Here is an 18244-nt window from a genome sequence, read left to right on the forward strand (position 1 = left end):
TGCCACGGCATCGATCGAAGGGAGCACCCGGTTTTGACTGAGATGATGACTGTGGTGAGGGGATTTATCCCCGCTCGGCTGCACAGCAGTCGTAAAACCGGTACACGCGATTTGCCTGTAGAAACCGGTTCTCAAGGTTTGGGTCTGCTTCGCAGCCCAACGGGGATAAATCCCCTCGCCACTGAGGATCGCATTGCCACAGGGCATCCCATTGCCACGGCATCGATCGAAGGGAGCACCCGGTTTTGACTGAGATGATGACTGTGGCGAGGGGATTCATCCCCGCTCGGCTGCGTAGCAGTCGTAAACCGGGCACACGCGACTTGCCTGGAGAAACCGGTTCTAAGGTTTTGGGTCTGCTTCGCAGCCCAACGGGGATAAATCCCCTCGCCACAGGGGATCGCATTGCCACAGAGGATCTCATTGCCACGGTCGATTGCGGGGAGGATGGGCGATGAGTGCATTGCCTTACGCCTGGGCCAAGGCGCAGCGCATTCTTTTGCGCGATGGCGTGCTGACGGTGTGCCCGTCAACGCCCGGCTGGTCGATCAGCGAAGTGCGTCGGCAGTTCGGCGCGACGCAGGTCGAGCGGGTGCGCGATGACGAGCTCGACGGTTTGCTCGCCAGCGCTTACGCCGACACCGGCAGTGCGGCGGCGGTGGTGGGGGCTGCGGAAAACGAGGTCGATCTCGATCGGCTGATGCAGGACATGCCGGAAATCACCGACCTGCTCGACACGCAGGACGGCGCGCCGGTGATTCGCATGATCAACGCTTTGCTCACCCAGGCCGCGCGCGATGAGGCCAGCGACATTCACATCGAGCCGTTCGAAACCCATTCGGTGGTGCGCTACCGCGTCGACGGCACCCTGCGGGATGTGGTCTCGCCGCGCAAGGCGTTGCACGGTGCGCTGGTGTCGCGGATCAAGATCATGGCCCAGCTCGACATCGCTGAAAAACGCTTGCCGCAGGACGGTCGTATCGCCTTGCGCGTAGCGGGGCGGCCGATCGATATTCGGGTGTCGACGGTGCCCACCGGCCATGGCGAACGCGTGGTGATGCGCCTGCTCGACAAACAGGCCGGGCGCCTGCATCTGGAAACCTTGGGCATGGATGCACAGGTGCTGGCCAAACTCGACCATTTGATCCGCCAGCCCCACGGCATCGTCCTGGTCACCGGGCCGACCGGCAGCGGCAAGACCACCAGCCTCTACGCGGCGCTGGCGCGGCTGGATGCGAGCACCAGCAACATCCTCACCGTGGAAGATCCGGTGGAATACGATTTGCCGGGGATCAGCCAGATTCAGGTCAACGCCAAGATCGACATGACCTTTGCCCTCGCGCTGCGGGCGATTCTGCGCCAGGACCCGGACATCATCATGATCGGCGAAATCCGCGATCTCGAGACCGCGCAAATCGCCGTGCAGGCCTCGCTCACCGGGCACTTGGTGCTGGCGACGCTGCACACCAACGACGCGGTGTCGGCGGTCAATCGCCTGATCGACATGGGCGTTGAGCCGTTCTTGCTCGCGTCATCCATGCTCGGCGTCCTCGCACAACGTCTGGTGCGGCGCCTGTGCAATCAGTGCAAACAGGAAGATCCGGCCACGCCCGGCACCTGGCGCCCGGTGGGCTGCGCAGCGTGCAATCACACCGGTTACAGCGGCCGCACCGGCATCCACGAATTGTTCTGCATCGACGACAACATCCGCACGCTGATCCACCAAGGGGCAGGGGAGCAGGCCTTGCGCGCGGCGGCGTCGAAAGCGGGGATGTTCAGCCTGCGCGAGGACGGTGAGCGCTGGATTCGCAGCGGTGCCACCGCGCCGGAAGAAATCCTTCGTGTGACACGGGACGCCTGATGAATCGCTATCGCTTTGAAGCGGCGGATGCCACCGGGAAAATCGAGTCCGGGCACCTTGAGGCGGACAGCCAGAGCGCGGCGTTCAGTGCCTTGCGCGGGCGTGGTCTGACGGCGCTGTCGGTGCACGAGGAAAGCAACGTCGCCCGACACGGTGGCGGCGGTTTGTTCAGCGCCAGACTCTCCGACAACGACCTCGCCTGGGCCACGCGGCAACTGGCGAGCCTGCTCGGCGCCAGCCTGCCATTGGAAGCAGCACTGAGCGCGACGGTCGAGCAGGCCGAGAAAAAGCACATCGCCCAGACCCTCAGCGCCGTGCGCGCCGATGTGCGCAGCGGCATGCGTCTGGCGGAATCGCTGGCGTCGCGGCCACGGGATTTTCCCGAGATTTACCGCGCGCTGATTGCCGCTGGCGAAGAGTCCGGCGATCTCGCCCAAGTGATGGAACGGCTGGCCGATTACATCGAGGAACGCAACAACCTGCGCGGCAAGATTCTCACCGCGTTCATCTATCCCGGCGTGGTCGGGCTGGTGTCGATCGGCATTGTGATTTTCCTGCTCAGCTACGTGGTGCCGCAGGTGGTCAGCGCGTTCTCTCAAGCGCGGCAGGATTTGCCGGGGTTGACCCTGGCGATGCTCACGGCCAGTGATTTCATTCGCGCGTGGGGCTGGTTGTGCGCGGCGCTCATGGCCGGGGCGTTCTGGAGTTGGCGTCTGTATTTGCGCAATCCGGCGGCGCGATTGAGCTGGCATCACCGGGTCCTGAAGTTGCCGCTGTTCGGGCGTTTCATTCTCGGCCTGAACACCGCGCGCTTCGCCTCCACGCTGGCAATTCTCGGCGGCGCCGGCGTGCCGTTGTTGCGTGCACTGGAAGCAGCGCGGCAGACCTTGTCCAACGACCGCTTGAGCCTGAGCGTCAGCGAGGCCACGGCAAAGGTGCGAGAAGGCGTCAACCTCGCCGCCGCGCTGCGCGTGGAGAATGTGTTCCCGCCGGTGCTGATTCACCTGATCGCCAGCGGCGAGAAAACCGGCTCGCTGCCGCCGATGCTTGAGCGTGCGGCGCAGACGCTATCGCGGGATATCGAACGGCGGGCGATGGGCATGACCGCCTTGCTCGAGCCGCTGATGATTGTGGTGATGGGCGGGGTGGTGCTGGTGATTGTGATGGCGGTGTTGTTGCCGATTATTGAGATCAACCAGTTGGTGCAGTAGCCCGGTTTGATGTTGGCCGGGCCGGCCTCTTCGCGAGCAGGCTCGCTCCCACAGAAGAACGCATTTCAACTGTGGGAGCGAGCCTGCTCGCGAAAGCGCCAGTCCCGACAACACAAAACTCAAATATTTTGCATCGGCCTGACCCTCACCCGAGTCCCGATCCCATCATCCTCGGGTTCTCCATTCTGTCATCTGCAACCACCCGCCAACGGCTCCAGCCCGATTCAGCCAAACCCCCGATCCAGACGCGCCGCAACCCACCGCAAACACCCGAGAAATCCGCACCAAAATCCCCGCGCAGCTCCCGAGGTTTTTTCCTTTATCTGTCACCGGAAGCTGCGAATTTCTCCCTGCGGCTCCACTGCGGTGGACCCTCCCGGTGTCATGCAAGCCTTCCGAAACCTGTGTTCCCAACCAAGTTGAAAAGGAGATTCTTCATGTTCAAGCGCACTCTGATCGCCGCCTCACTGACCGTCGCCGCTCTGGCTTCCGCCCAGGCCATGGCCGTAACCGGTGGTGGCGCCTCGCTGCCTGCCGCGCTGTACAAAGGTTCTGCCAACAGCATCCTGCCAGCCAACTTCAGCTACGCCGTGACCGGTAGCGGCGTCGGCAAAAGCGCTTTCCTGACCAACAATGCCGCCCAGTTCAGCACCACCGGCACCGTGCATTTCGCCGCCAGCGACTCGATCCTCAGCGCTTCGGAACTCAGCACCTACACCACCAACTTCGGTGCTTCGTACGGCCCGCTGATCCAGCTGCCATCGGTGGCCACTTCGGTTGCCATTCCGTACAAAAAATCCGGTCAGACCGCGCTTAACCTGACCAGCGCTCAACTGTGCGATGCGCTGTCGGGCACCGCCACCACTTGGGGCGCTCTGCTGGGTAACGCCGACAGCACGCCGATCCGTGTGGTTTACCGCAGCGTGTCCAGTGGCACCACCGAAATCCTCAGCCGTCACCTGAACTCGATCTGCCCGACCAAATTCGCCGTCAACTCCACCTTCACCAACGCTCGTCTGCCGGCCGGTTCCGCGCTGCCATCGACTTGGGTCGGCGTAGCCAACACCGCTGATGTGGCCACTGCGGTGAACGCCGTGGACGGTTCGATCGGCTATGTGGGTCCGGACGGCGTGAACGCCACCAGCAACGCTGTGGTTGCCCGCGTCAATGGCGTCCAGCCAACCAACGCTAACGTGACGCTGGCGCTGAGCACTGCACCGGTGCCAAGCGCACCTGCCAACCCGGCTGGCTGGGCCCCGGTCGTGCCTAACCCGGCAAGCGGTTACCCGATTGTGGCTTACACCAATTTCATCTTCGGCCAGTGCTACAAAGATGCAGCCGTGGCCACCGCCGTGCGCAACTTCCTGACCACCCACTACAGCAACCCGGGCAACAACGTCGCCACCGTCGCCCACAGCTTCACGCCGGTTCCCAACAACTGGAAAACCGCTGTGACCGCCAACTTCATCACCAACACCTCGGGCAATAACCTGGACATCAACAACGCCAACGCCTGCAACGGCATTGGTCGTCCTTTGTAAGCCTTGTCTCAACTGCAATGAAACGGCAGCAGCCTTCGGGCTGCTGTTTTTTTTTGCCGATTTACTCCTCGAACATGAAGTTTGTGTGACATCCGTTCGGTCGTGAGGCTCGCCAACTGCCTATGTCGTAACAGCAGGGCTGATCCGACCTGCCACCCAAAAGGACCTGTAGTGATGCTTGCTCGCACCTCCCGTCACAGTAACCGTATCCGGCCGATCAAACGTGGCGCGGGCGATCCCGCACAGTGGCTGCTCAAGCCATTGGCGCAAGCCGTCGCCTTGTGTCTGGTGGCGGGCAGTGCCGAGGCGGCAACAGCGTTCAGTTCCACCTGGTTTGCCGCGAAGGGCGCAGCGCAGCAGGCTTCGGCGTCGCGTCCGGGTGGGAGCGGTCTGCCGGGGATGACCCCACCGCTGGCACAGCAGCAACGGGCCAGCCAGCAGTTGCAGCGCTCTTTGCAGACGCTCAATAACACCGTGGCAGCGATTGCCGCTCAGCAGGCCGCACAAGCCGCTGGACGTGCCGCCGCATTGGGCAGTGTGCAAGTGGTTCCGGACGGATTGGGCGAGGGCGGCCTGAAGGTCGATAACAGCCTGAGCCAGGGCTGGATGAACGCCAAAGGCCCGCAACAGACCCAGGCCGACGGCAAGACCACGGTGAAGATCGAGCAGACCGCCGACAAGGCGATTCTCAATTGGGAAACGTTCAACGTCGGCCGCAATACCACAGTGGAATTTGCCCAGCAGGCCAACTGGGCGGTGCTCAATCGCGTCAACGATCCGAGCGCACGGGCCAGCCAGATTCAGGGGCAGATCAAAGCGGACGGCACGGTGATGCTGATCAACCGCAACGGCATCGTCTTCAGCGGTGGCAGCCAGGTCAATGTGCGAAATCTGGTAGCGGCAGCCGCGAACATGACCGATGCACAATTTCGCGATCGGGGTCTGTATTTCGACAGCACCGGCAGTCAGCCAACCTTCACCGACGCTGCTGGCAAAGTCCTAGTGGAGCGTGGCGCAGCCATACAAACGCATCAACCTGCGCTCTCCACCGACGCCGGCGGCTATACCTTGCTGCTTGGCCAGGACGTGCAGAACGACGGCTCGATCAGTACGGCCAAAGGTCAGACGGTGCTGGGTGCGGGGGACCGTTTCCATATCCGCAAGGGCTCGGGCACCGACGGTAATGGTTATTCAACCACCTTCGGCAGTGAGGTCATTCCCGGTTTCAAGGCTGACAGCTCGGGCAAGGTCAGCAACACCGGCCTGATCCAGGCATCCACCGGCGACATCACCTTGACCGGCCGCGACGTCGTGCAAAACGGTGTGCTGCTGGCGAGCACTTCGGTGGCGACGCGCGGCACCGTGCATCTGCTCAATCCGGCCAGCGATGCCCAAGGCCGTGTGACCCTGGGCGAAAATGGCGTCAGTGCGATTCTGCTCGACAGCAGTGATCTCACGGCCCTGGACAGCCAGCGCGAGGCGGCGCTGACCGGCGTCAATGCCAACAACCGGATCCGCAGCGATCAGTCACGCATCGACATCGGCAGCGGCGGCACCGTCGAATTCAAAAGCGGCTCGATCACTCTTGCCACCGGTGGGCAGGTGGCAGTTGTCGCCGGACAGCGCAGTCTGTTGCGCGAGGGGGCGGTGATCGACGTGTCCGGCGCCCTCGGCGTCAAAGTGGCGATGGCAAACAACAACATCAAGATCAACGTCCAGGGCAACGAGCAGCGTGATGCGCCGGTCAATCGCGAGAACGGCGCGCTCAACAGTAACGACATCTGGGTCGATGTCCGTGAGCTGGTATTCGTGCCGGCGGGCACCAACGGTTACGCCACCGACCGCTGGTACACCGCCGGTGGGTTGTTGGAGGTCGGCGGATACCTCGGCACTCAGGGCCATGGCGTTGGTGAATGGATGGCGCAGGGCGGTGAGGTGCGGTTTTCCGGAAAGGACGTGATCAGCGAAAAAGGTTCGCTGATCAATGTGTCCGGCGGCACGCTTGATGTGCAGGGCGGCGAGATTCGCCAGAGCTGGCTGCGCGGTGCGGACGGGCGGTTATACGAAGTGTCGCGTGCGCCGGGCGATATTCTCTACAACGGTCTTTACAAAGGTTACGAAAGTCACAGCGAGCGCTGGGGCCAGACGGATTATTTCTATAGCCCGTTGATCGCGCCGACGCGTCGTCAGGAAGCGGGTTACACCGTTGGCCGGGATGCCGGCCAGTTGGTGATCGCAACGGGCAACGCCGTGCTGGAAGGCCAGCTGTTGGGTGAGGTGTTTCAGGGCGAACGGCAAATCCAGGCACCGCGGGCAGGTCTGGACGGCTATGCCCAGACCCAGACCGCCCGGGCGCGGCGAGGGCAGTTGGTGGTTGGCAGTTACGATGCTGCTTATGTCGCTGCCAGTGCCGGCCTGCTCTATCAACTCGACCCGTTGCTCGATCAGGTGCAAGTGGGGGGCGCGCATGCCAGCGTAGCGAACGCAGGGCTGACCGACGCGGTCGCGGCAGAACGCGCAGGCAAACTGTTCCTCGATGCCGGGCTGCTCAATGGTTTCGCGCTGGGCGCGCTGAAGATCTCGGCGAAAAACACGATTGAAGTCAATGAAGGCGTGACCGTGGATCACGGTGGCAACATCACCCTGTTCAGCCCTGACGTGCAGGTCAATGCCGATCTGATTGCGCAAGGCGGCAGCCTGCAATTGGGCAACGTTTTGAACCAGCTCGCCACCGATCGGCGTGATGACACCAGTCTCCAGGTTTCAGCAGGCAAGCAAGCGCGAGTGACGGTTGCGCAGGGTGTGCAGCTGCAGACGCGCGGTCTGTGGCGCAACCTGTCGAGTAACCCGGACGACGCGGGCGGCCTGGCGTACCTCAATGGCGGGACAGTGTCGATCCGCAGTACCGGCGACATTCTGCTGGCCAGTGGCAGTCTGGTCGATGTTTCGTCGGGCGGTGCGGTATTGGCCAACGGCAAGACGCGTGGCGGCAAGGGTGGCGACGTGACGCTTGAATCCAGCGCCAACAGTGCGCCAGGCCTGTCGCGCATGGTGCTCGATGGCGAGGTGCAGGGCTATGGCGTGAACGGCGGCGGCACCTTGACCGTGCAGGCCAGCAAGGTGCGGATCGGCGCTTCCGGCGAAGTGGCCGAAGAACAGACCTTGCGCCTGACGCCGGAGCTGTTCCGCACGGGGTTCAGCGCCTACAACATCATCGGTCTGAAGGGGCTGGAGGTCGCCGCGCAAAGCGCGATCGATGTGCAGATGCCGGTCTATCGATTTGGCGAATCCGCCTCGACCATTGTGTCCGGTATGTCGCCGCGCGCTGCGCTGGAGCTATGGACGCCCGCGTTATTTCAGGAAGACCCGCTCAAGGGCGTCTTGACGCAAAGGGCCGGCGCTTCTGTCGCATTGCAGGCCGGCGCGACGCTTGCTGGCTTGATTGATCCCGCCAGCAGTCCGTTGTCGATTGGCGAAGGCTCACGGATCAGTGTCGATCCCGGCCAGCGCATCGGTTTGCGCGGGGCAGGCCAGATCACGCTTGATGGTGAACTCAACGCCTGGGGCGGTATTGTCGATATCCGTCAACAGCAGTTCGGCGCGATTGATGTGGCGACGTCCTTGCAAGAGGCCGATCCGACCCCGCACAACCGTTCGATCTGGATCGGTGAACATGCCTTGATCGATGTCGCCGGTCGGGCAGCGACCGCTGTCGATGCGCTGGGCCGCGTCTACGGCCAGGTCGGCAAGGGCGGCTCGATCATTGTCGGTGGCGAGATTGATGTGAAGAAAGTCACGGCGACCGCTGCCGATGCTTTCGTCATCATCCGCAACGGTGCGCGACTGGAAGCGTCCGGTGCGCAAGCCGTGCTCGATAGCGGTGGGCAAGGCCCCGCTCGTGTGGCCACCGATGGCGGACGGATCACCCTGAGTTCCTACAATGGTCTGTTCATCGAGGGCAGTCTGCAGGCCAATGCTGGCGGTGCAGGTGCGGCGGGCGGGCGTCTGGAGATCGCTCTGGATACACCGGCGTACGGTTCCGCGAACTTGAGCAATGCGGTGCGCGTGCCACGTGAACTGATCATTGCCCAAGGGCCTGCGCCGGCACTGCCGCAGCCGCTGCGAGCGGGAGAGGCTTCGCCACTTTTACGCTACGGGCGTACACGCTTGAGTGCCGATCAGCTTATGAGCGGTGGCTTCGACAGCGTGAGCCTGCTGAGCAACGGTCTGATGACGTTCGACGGCGATGTCGACCTGCACATGGGACAGGGCCTGAGCCTGTTCGCCGGTTCCCTTTCATTGGCCGAGTCGGCGAGTGACAGCGCCCGGGTCAACCTCAGCGCACCTTACCTGCGCCTGTCAGGGCTGGGCACCTATTTCAGCTCGGAAGTCAAAGTGCGTCCGCGGGTGATGAGCAATCCGACAGCGCAGTTGTCCGGCGCGCAATTCACCGCCAGCGCGAACCTGCTGGACGTGGGCAACTCGCTTTCATTCGGCACCGAAGGGACTCTCGTGCAATCGGCCGCACCGGCGCTGGCGGTCAGCCGCCGTGGCTTTGGTCTGGTCACGCTCGACAGCCAGGGCGACTTGCGCTTCCTCGCGCCAACCGATGAACAGCAGCGCAGCCGTCTGTGGACTGCGGGTGACATGCACATGCGGGCTGCGCAGATCTACCCGGCCAGTGGCGTCTCGGCTGAGGTGCGAGTGGGCTATCAAAGTATGGCCGGATCGGTGCCGGAGCATACGTTGCGTATCGGCAATCACGGGGCGGCGCCGACCGCTTTGCCTTACTCGGTGTTCGGCAGCCTGACACTCAGTGCGGGACAGATCGAGCAGGGCGGCGTCATTCGTGCGCCTTTGGGGCTGATATCCCTGGGTGATGACATCATCGTCAAAACCCGTGAACTTCACCTTCTGCCGGGCAGCGTGACTTCAGTCAGCGCCGCCGGACTGGTCATGCCCTATGGAGGAACCACCGACGGTATCGACTATCGTTACAACGGTAAGTCGGTGATGTTGAATGGCATTGCCGGAGCGACCTCCGGGGTCATCCTTGATGCGCAATACACCAATGTGCAGGCCGGGGCGGTCATCGACCTTTCGGGCGGCGGCGATTTGCGCGGTGCCGGTTTTGTCTCCGGACGAGGTGGCTCCACCGACGCGCGTTTCAATCCGCTGGTACGCAATGCCACCGATGGCACCTTCAGTTTGCCGGGGCTGGCCAGCAACCCCGTGTATGCAATCGTGGCCGGTGACAAGAGCCGCTATGCGCCGATGCTGGCCGAGGCCGGCGCGGTCGACCCGCGTATCGGCCAGCAGATCACCCTCGGGACCGGCGTTGCCGGACTGGCACCCGGCACCTACACCTTGTTGCCATCGACCTTTGCCTTGTTACCGGGCGCCTTCCGGGTCGAAATCAATGGTCAAGCGTTTGCGGGGCCGATGGACAGTGCGTTGAAGTTGCGCAATGGCTCGTGGACCACGGCCGGACAGCTGTCGATTGCCAACACCGGGATTCGCGACAGTTTGCCCAGCCAGGTCATCGTGACGTCTGCCGATGTGCTGCGGCGCTATTCACAGTACAACGAAACCGGGTTCAGCCAATTTGTGCTCAACGATGCTGCCCGCCGCGGTCTGCCGCGCGCCCGCACACCGCTGGACGGCAACACGCTGCACCTGCGCATGGTCAGTGGCGGCGAGCACGACTCAGCCCTGGATTTCAACGGGCAGGTGCTGTTCAAACCTGCCAGCGGCGGGGTCATTGGTACGGCGGTCGTTCAGGGCGGTTATACCGGCGCAGAGTTTGAAATTCTCGGTGCCGGGCATACGCGAACGCCAGGGTTCGACGGTGTATCGCTGTACGCCGACACCCTCAACCGCTTGAATGCCGGACGTTTGACCATCGGTGGCACCCCAACCGTGTATTACGGTTCGGAGGGCGGCTCGATCAAGGTGATCGGCAATACCTCGGCGATTCGTCTGCGCGAGGGCGCGATCCTCTCGGCGCCAGAGGTTGTGCTGAGCAGTAACAGCGCCAATGGCGGCATCACCATCGATGCGGGAGCGGGCGTCAATACCTTGGGGCGAGGTAACGTTCCGTATGATGCCGCAGCCGGTTTCGTCTACGAACCGGGGCGCTCCAGCCTGCTGGTGGTGTCCAACGGCTGGACGCCGGTGCTTGCGCCCACCGATGGCGGGGGCGGAAGCATTCGTATCGGCAACTGTCCGACGGCCGATTGCACCGCTGCGGCGTTGCTGTACTCCAACGGCAGCATCATCGCCGCCACTGACAAAGACTTCGAACTGGGCGAAAGCGTGCGCTTTGGCACTCGCCAACTCGGGCTTTCGGTCGGTGTGGTCAATGCCGGCAGTTCGCAAGCACTGGCCGCAGCCAGCGGCCGCACACCCGCGGGCCTGACGCTTAACCAGAACGTGCTGGATCGCCTGTTGCAGGGCGACACGCAATCTGGCGCCCCCGCCCTGGAAACCCTGAGTCTGGTGGCCCGCGATGCGTTCAACTTTTTCGGCAGCGTGACCCTCGACACCATTGATCCGCAGACCGGCCAGAGCCGTTTGCAGAATCTGGTGTTGGGTAGCCCGGCCATCTACGGCTCGGGCGCTGCCACCGATGTCGCGACGATCCGCACCCGCAATCTGATCTGGAACGGGGCGACTCAGGCCCCGGGTACGGTGGTCAAGGACGGCGCCGGCAACGGGCACGGCACGCTGGATATTCAGGCACAGCGGATCGAATTGGGTTATGGCCCGAACCCGCAGCCCAATGGCCTGGATCGCAATAACCGACTGGCCCTGGGGTTTGCCAACGTCAACTTCAACGCCAGCGAGCGCATCACCGCCAACCACAAGGGCAGTCTGGCGGTGTACGAATCCCAAGGAGCTTATGACGCGGTCAAGGGGTTCAGCTACAGCGGCGGCAATCTCAATCTGCGCACGCCATTGCTGACCGGCGAGGCCGCCTCGGTCAGTGAACTCAAGGCGGGCAACAACCTGACGCTGAGTGGTAGCGCCACAACGGCTGCCGCGGATGCCCTCGGTGCGCAACTGAGCCTGACGGCACGCAGTGTTGTGCTCGACAGTCGCATCGTCCTCGCCAGCGGCAAGCTGCTGGTCAATGCCGAGGATGATCTGCTGCTTGGCAGCGGCGCGCAGGTGGACATGGCGGGCCGGGTTCTGCCGTTCAATGATGTGCAGAAATACAGCTGGGGTGGCGACGTGTCGTTGCAGAGCAACAACGGCAATATTCGTCAGTTGGCGGGCTCGCGAATCGATCTGTCCGCCGTCAACAATCAGGCCGGCCAATTGAACGTTGTGGCCCTGGCCACTGACGCTGGACAGGTTGATCTGCAAGGGCAGATTGTCGGCAGCAGCAGTGGCTATTACGACGCGGGCGGTACGTGGGTGCCGTACAAGGCCGGTGGCGTGGACATTCGCGCCCAGCGCCTGGCGGGTGATTTGAGCCAGGCGTTTGCCAGCCTTAACCTGCGCTTGAATGCCGGCGGGGTAGTGGGCAGTCGAAGCTTCCAGTTCAAGCAGGGCGATCTGCGTATCGGTAACGAACTCAAGGCGGGCGAAGTCAATGTCTCGGTGGACAACGGCAACCTGACCGTGGACGGGGTGATCGATGCCAGTGGTGAACGGGTCGGCAGCATTCGCCTTGCCGGCAAAAACGGTTTGAACCTGACGGGCAACGCGCTGCTCGATGCCCATGGCCGCGTACTGCGCGTCGACAGCTACGGCAAAATCATCGACGCACCGAACCGCGCCATGGTTGAACTCAATTCAGGTGACGGCGTGCTGACGCTGGCCGCTGGTGCACGGATTGACCTGCGTCACGGCACCGATGCAGTGCCTGGAAACCAGGCGGGACAACGCGATGACGTGTTGCGTGGGACGCTGGAGCTGAATGCACCGCGCCTGGGCGGCGGTGACATTGCGGTGGATGCCAGCGGTATGTTGAGTATTCAAGGTGCCCGCTCCATCGGACTGAATGCCGTGCGAAGTTACAGTGATGCTGCCGATGGCACCGATCCGGCGGCCAGCGGTCGCCCGTATCAAGTGATCGATCAAGCCTACCTGGATCGCATTCACTCAGACAGCAGCGGCTTTATCGATGCGGCGCTGGGTAACAGTGATCTGCTACGACGCAAACTGGCCGGCCTCAACAATGCGACCTATGCCGATGCGTTTCATCTGCGCCCGGGGGTGGAAATCGTCAGCAAAACCGCTGACGGCGATCTGGTGGTGCAGGGCGATCTCGACTTGTCCGGCTACCGTTACGCCAGCCTCAACCCGCACACTCGCCGGACCTCGGTGTATGGCAGCGGGGAAGCGGGCAGCCTGTTGATCCGTGCCGGTGGCAACCTCGATATCTACGGCAGCATCAACGACGGTTTCGCACCGCCGCCGGAAACCGTGGACGACGCCGGCTGGAAACTGTTGCCGGGGATACAGCCTTTCGGCGGTGACCTGATCGTACCGGGCAGTGGTGTCAGCCTTGCCGAAGGGACGCTCTTCCCGGTCGGCGCCACCTTGAATTACGACCTGCCGATTCAAGCCGCCACACTGGCTGCGGGCACGGTGTTGCCGGTTCAGAGCACTTTGGCCGCACCTTATGTGTTACAGGGTGGAACGGTGCTGGCCGGCGATGTGCATGACGCGGCGGGTAACCTGATGTATGCCGCCGGTACGTTGCTCGACAACGCTGTGACCCTGCCGACCGGCAGTCGTTTGGGTGCAGGTATTCGCTTGAACAACGCCACCGCACTGCAGGCCCTGCTCTGGCCCAAAGGCGTGCCGCTGCCGGGTGCGGTTGATGCCGACAATAAAACGGTGGGTGTTGTGTTGAACGGAACGTTGGCGCTGTTGCGGGGTTCGCTGATCCCCTCCATGACCAACGTGAAGCTCGCCGATGGCACGGTATTGCTCGACCTGCGTCCTGCCAATGGCAACCAGCAAGGTCGAAACTGGGCGATTGCCAGCATGCTGCCGGCGGGCAGTGCGTCGTGGTCGATGCGCATGGTGGCAGGGGCCGATCTGACCGCGGCCGACAGCCGTAGCGTGAAACCTCAGGCCAGCGTTGGCAACTTGCAGATGGCCGACACTCACTATGGTGTGAGCATGATCGAGGTGGCCGGCAAACTGGTCTGGGCGGTGGATAACGAGTATGGCTTTACACCGTACGAACCGGTTCCCGAGGAATACCTTGTGCTCTGTGATATCGCTCCCGGTTCTTGCGCGCCCATGGCGCGCAGTGTGTGGGCGCCTGGCAACTGGATGGGCATGCCGGATTACACACCGATGAACGATGACGAATTGTTCTGGTGCTCCATCGACCCGGCACTGTGCATTGAAAACAATCCGAGCAAGAGCGCCCAGGCCCACACGCAGATGTTCAGCGTTTTGCGTACTGGCACCGGCGACCTGGATTTGATGGCGGCCGGTAACCTCAGCATGGCCTCACCTTTCGGCGTCTACACCGCCGGCACCCAATCGGCAGACGTCGACGCGCGTTATAACCAGCCCCGCGGAAGGCTGTCGGCTGATGGCTCGGTATTGGGCAGCGCTGGCAGCGATTACGAAAAATGGGTCGATGGCGGCAGTGCCAGCCTCTATCAGGCCTGGTATCCGCAGATGGGCGGTGACCTGACGATCAATGCCGGCGGGTCTGTGTCGGGTGACGTGCTTGGCCGTCGCTCGGTCGCCACGGGCGACGGTACGCGGGAGCAGGTGCCGAGTGTGGCGGTGGGCAATTGGCTCTGGCGCCAGGGCACCGGCAACAACGATGTACCGACTGCCTGGTGGATCAATTTCGGCAGCTACGCTGCGCAGCCATTGCCAGCGCTGGGCGAGGAAACCAGACCTTATCTGGTGGGCTTTACCGGGTTCGGTACGCTGGGCGGCGGCAACATCAGTCTGAGCGCCGGGGGGGATGCCGGCATGCTCAAGGCCATGGGCGACGACAGGTATGCGTCGTACCCTCGCAGTCAGGGGTTGATCGTGGCTGTGGGCAGTACGGGCCGCGTGGACAGTGACGGGAACCTGCAACTGACCGGTGGCGGAGACCTGGATATTCGTCTGGGCGGTGTCCTTAATCCGTCTCTGCAGGCACGTGCCGGCCTGGCGGGTACCGGCACGCCGACGCACGACTTGCAGGGCGCGCTCATCAACCTGCGCGGTGCGGCGCAACTGACGGGCGCCGCGTTGGGCGGTATCAATCTGCAGTACGGCGCCTCGGCGCTGTTTCATGACCCACGGGAAACGCGCGCTTTCGACCCGTTCAACTCGACGGCCAGTAATGCCAGTGGTGGGCTGGTGCTGATTCCCGGTGACTCCGGCATGCGCCTCAACACCCGCGGCGATCTGGTGTTGGGTGGCGCCGCCGATCCGGGCCGCGTGAGGTTGCAGAATTCCACACCGTTTACCACGGCGGATGGCATTTACCATGCCGGTGGCGGTTTGAGTGGTTTCTCGCTGTGGACCGATCACACAGCCATCGATTTGTTCTCGGCCGGCGGCAACCTGACGCCCAGCACCCAGTTGATGGAAACCACCGGGCAGGACCCCGTCGCCGGGCTTAACGGGTCACCGACCGATGACCGCTTCGTCTTTCCTTCGATATTGCGTGCCGTGGCCGGCCAGGGCTCGATTTATGCGGGACCATCAGCGGCCTACGGCATAGGCAACCCGGCGCCGGCTCTGGCCTGGTCATTGCTGTTGGCACCTTCCAGCGCGGGGCAGCTTGAACTGATCGCTGGGGATTCGATCTATGCCGGCGGCTACGCCATCAACCAGTCAGGGGCCAGCCCGGCGGCGCTCGCCACACCGTTTGCACCCGCGTTCAATGGCTACGGCAACAACCAGTCCGCTCGGCCGATCACGACCAACGCCGGCAGCGATGGTGTGCTGGCGCAAACCAATTCGCGCTATCCACTGTTTGCCTTTGGTCCCGATAGCTACTCGGGGTTGAGCAGTGTTCAGGGGCCGGCGCGCTTCTATGCACTGACCGGTGACCTGGTAGGAATTCGCACGGGCGAAACGCTGGCGTTCGCGACCACGAAGCGCACCTGGTATGAATCGGCAGGCCCGGTGTGGATGGTGGCGGGGCGTGACATCGTGGCGTCCGGTACCAATTTGGGGCAACCCACGTTTGCGCCCGTTGGGGGCATGAGTCGCAATAACGAACAGATCGCGTCTACCGGCAATCTGTTCGTGCATAACGATGCGCGCGACATTTCGCGGATTTCGGCCGGGCGAGACATTCTCTACAGCAGCTTCGACATTGCCGGTCCGGGTGTTCTGGACGTCAATGCCGGGCGCAATATCCTGATGGAAGATCGCGCCAGCATCACCAGCCTCGGTCCTGTCGTGGCAGGTGATCAGCGCCCCGGTGCGAGCATCGTGATGCAAGCGGGTGCGGGCGCGCAGGGGCCGGATTACTCACGGTTCATTGCGCGTTATCTGAACCCGCAAAACGTCGCGGATTCAGCGGTGGCCCTCAGCGCGCAGCCGGGCAAAGTGGTCAAGACCTACGTCGAAGAACTGCAGAGTTGGCTGAGCCTGGGTTATGGCTTCAAGGGTGGCGACGAACAGGCGCAAGCGTTCTTCGCCGCACTGCCGAGTACCGAACAGGCGATCTTCGCCCGCCAGGTGTACTTCGCCGAACTGCGTGCCGGCGGCCTGGAATACACCGATGCCGACGGCCCGCGCACTGGCAGTTACCTGCGCGGTCGCAACGCCATTGCGGCACTGTTCCCGACCACTGATGTCGCCGGCAATACGATTCGCTACGACGGCGATATCACTATGTACGGCGGCGCCGGGGTCAAGACGCTGTTTGGCGGCGATATCCAGATGCTCACACCGGGCGGTGGCCAGGTTTTCGGCATCGAAGGCGCGGCGCCGCCGTCGACGGCAGGGATCATCACTCAGGGTTCGGGCGACATTCAGCTGTACTCGCAAGGCAGCATCCTGCTCGGTCAGAGCCGGATCATGACCACCTTCGGCGGCTCGATTCTCGGCTGGTCCGCCGAGGGCGATATCAACGCCGGTCGCGGCTCGAAAACCACCGTGGTCTACACCCCGCCAAAACGTGTCTACGACATTTGGGGCAACGTCACGCTGTCGCCGTCGGTGCCGAGTACCGGGGCCGGTATCGCCACGCTCAACCCGATCGCCGAAGTGGCACCGGGCAACATCGACCTGATCGCGCCACTGGGCACCATCGATGCCGGCGAGGCGGGGATTCGCGTGTCGGGTAACGTCAACATCGCCGCGCTGACGGTGGTAAACGCCGCGAACATTTCGGTGCAGGGCAAAGCGACCGGCGTGCCGGTGGTGTCGGCGGTGAATACCGGCGCGATCACCTCGGCCAGTTCGGCAGCATCCTCCGCGACCCAAGCGGCGGAAGACGTCGCCCGGCAGCAACAGGCAGCGGCGCGGCAGAACCAGGCCTCGGTGTTCACCGTGCAGGTGCTCAGTTTCGGCAACGAGCAACTGGCGCCGTCGCGTGATGGTGCCAGTCGCACGCCGGCGACCGGTTATAACCCGGACAGCCCGGTGCAGGTGCTAGGCGCCGGGGCATTGGATGAACAGGCGAAGCAGCAGCTGACCGAAGAGGAGCGTGGGCAGCTGACGTTGTAAAAGACTCTCGTGCAGTACGTTTGGGCGGCCGGTTGGCCGCCTTTGTTTAGAGTGAAGGGGTTAGGGGATATTTTTGTCGAGCGTGAAGCACCCTGAGTATGTCGATCTCCCCATTCACCCGATAAACCAGCAGATAGTTCGGATGAATCACCATTTCGCGAGTGCCAGACACCCGACCGGATCGGTAGCCATGGGGTATGGAAGAAAGTTTCTGCGCTGCGGCAACGGCTTTACGTTGAAAGGAAACCGAAGCAACGGAGTTGTGCTGATCGATGTAATCAATGATGTCAGCCAGTTGACGAATAGCCTTGTAGCTCCATTTAACCCGCAGCGCGGCGCTTCCTGCGGTTTTCTTCATTCATCTGATCGAGCAACACCATTGCTTCGGCATGGGGAATGCCAGGGTGCGGATCATCAAGTGCTTCCTGGACCTGCGCACGAAACCAAAGGTCGTATTCCGCAGCCTCTTCTTCGGTTTCGAAGTCTGAAACGATAAGTGAAAGTTCAGCGCTCATCATGACCTCCATGATCAATGTGAAGCAGTCTAAGGGGGATGTGGCTCGTTGTCGTCACTGGCGGGACGAGGAAGACATCATCCGAAAACAGACGATGCAAATCTGTCAGACGCTTCGCTTGTGATGCACGTGAAGTCGATCAGCTGTGTAGTTCAATTCTGTAGGAAATCAGCTTTTGGTCATCGGGCTGACAGCCGCCGCTCAAAGCCGCGGCCACAGCCACGCTGCACTCAGTTACCGTCTGCAACCTTACGCTCGATCTCATCGACTTTGCGCTGTAGCTCTTCAGCTTCCTGCTCTTTGACCCGAGTGGAAGACGGCGTGATGATTTTGTCCACGCCTTCGGTTTTGCCGTCGCGGTCCTGCAGATCGCGCTCGACCACATTCACCGGTTTGCCGCTGGCATCGGTGGGTGGGGCGTTGGGGGTTTTGTCGTCGTTGGGGTTCATGGCGCTG

Annotated in this window: 8 protein-coding genes; 5 read left to right on the plus strand and 3 right to left on the minus strand. The window is 62.6% G+C overall.

The window, feature by feature from the left end; all coding sequences use genetic code 11:
• The 5 genes from D8U61_RS27950 to D8U61_RS23645 form a co-directional block, all read left to right on the plus strand.
• A partial coding sequence (locus D8U61_RS27950; RefSeq protein ID WP_206663097.1) for a hypothetical protein occupies positions 1–249 on the plus strand: 249 nt, incomplete at its 5' end.
• Between the two features lie 205 nt (positions 250–454).
• Positions 455–1861 (plus strand): type II secretion system ATPase GspE, encoded by a 1407-nt coding sequence (gene gspE / locus D8U61_RS23630; protein WP_130927751.1) that lies wholly within the window; start codon positions 455–457, stop codon positions 1859–1861.
• Complete coding sequence (gspF, locus tag D8U61_RS23635) at positions 1861–3072, plus strand: type II secretion system inner membrane protein GspF (RefSeq protein WP_041480124.1); 1212 nt, start codon at positions 1861–1863, stop codon at positions 3070–3072. The genes gspE and gspF overlap by 1 nt, the downstream gene beginning before the upstream one ends.
• A 437-nt stretch (positions 3073–3509) precedes the next feature.
• Positions 3510–4613 (plus strand): substrate-binding domain-containing protein, encoded by a 1104-nt coding sequence (locus D8U61_RS23640; protein ID WP_125927549.1) that lies wholly within the window; start codon positions 3510–3512, stop codon positions 4611–4613.
• Between the two features lie 174 nt (positions 4614–4787).
• Positions 4788–17273, plus strand: coding sequence for a filamentous haemagglutinin family protein (locus D8U61_RS23645; RefSeq protein WP_130927752.1), 12486 nt, complete (start codon positions 4788–4790; stop codon positions 17271–17273).
• 46 nt (positions 17274–17319) lie between these two features.
• On the opposite strand, the gene D8U61_RS23650 is transcribed toward D8U61_RS23645, so the two are convergent.
• The 3 genes from D8U61_RS23650 to D8U61_RS23660 form a co-directional block, all read right to left on the minus strand.
• Positions 17320–17631 carry a type II toxin-antitoxin system RelE/ParE family toxin gene (locus D8U61_RS23650; protein WP_130886950.1) on the minus strand — a complete coding sequence of 104 codons (312 nt, stop codon included), beginning with the start codon at positions 17629–17631 and terminating at the stop codon, positions 17320–17322.
• A complete protein-coding gene (locus D8U61_RS23655; RefSeq protein WP_016774959.1) occupies positions 17594–17788 on the minus strand; it encodes a hypothetical protein in 195 nt (64 codons plus the stop codon). Before D8U61_RS23655 ends, D8U61_RS23650 begins: the two co-directional genes overlap by 38 nt.
• Before the next feature lie 230 nt (positions 17789–18018).
• Positions 18019–18237: a hypothetical protein gene (locus tag D8U61_RS23660; RefSeq protein WP_056789562.1), complete on the minus strand. Its 219-nt coding sequence runs from the start codon at positions 18235–18237 to the stop codon at positions 18019–18021.
• Positions 18238–18244: the final 7 nt, after the last annotated feature.

This window comes from Pseudomonas sp. Sample_14 (genome assembly GCF_004307515.1).
Classification (GTDB): domain Bacteria; phylum Pseudomonadota; class Gammaproteobacteria; order Pseudomonadales; family Pseudomonadaceae; genus Aquipseudomonas; species Aquipseudomonas atacamensis.

Excerpts from the sequence above, each read along its gene's own strand:
- D8U61_RS23655 (WP_016774959.1), bottom strand. The coding sequence starts at position 17,788 with ATGAGCGCTGAACTTTCACTTATCGTTTCAGACTTCGAAACCGAAGAA.
- D8U61_RS23645 (WP_130927752.1), top strand. The coding sequence starts at position 4,788 with ATGCTTGCTCGCACCTCCCGTCACAGTAACCGTATCCGGCCGATCAAA.
- D8U61_RS23660 (WP_056789562.1), bottom strand. The coding sequence starts at position 18,237 with ATGAACCCCAACGACGACAAAACCCCCAACGCCCCACCCACCGATGCC.
- D8U61_RS23640 (WP_125927549.1), top strand. The coding sequence starts at position 3,510 with ATGTTCAAGCGCACTCTGATCGCCGCCTCACTGACCGTCGCCGCTCTG.
- D8U61_RS23650 (WP_130886950.1), bottom strand. The coding sequence starts at position 17,631 with ATGAAGAAAACCGCAGGAAGCGCCGCGCTGCGGGTTAAATGGAGCTAC.
- gspE (WP_130927751.1), top strand. The coding sequence starts at position 455 with ATGAGTGCATTGCCTTACGCCTGGGCCAAGGCGCAGCGCATTCTTTTG.
- gspF (WP_041480124.1), top strand. The coding sequence starts at position 1,861 with ATGAATCGCTATCGCTTTGAAGCGGCGGATGCCACCGGGAAAATCGAG.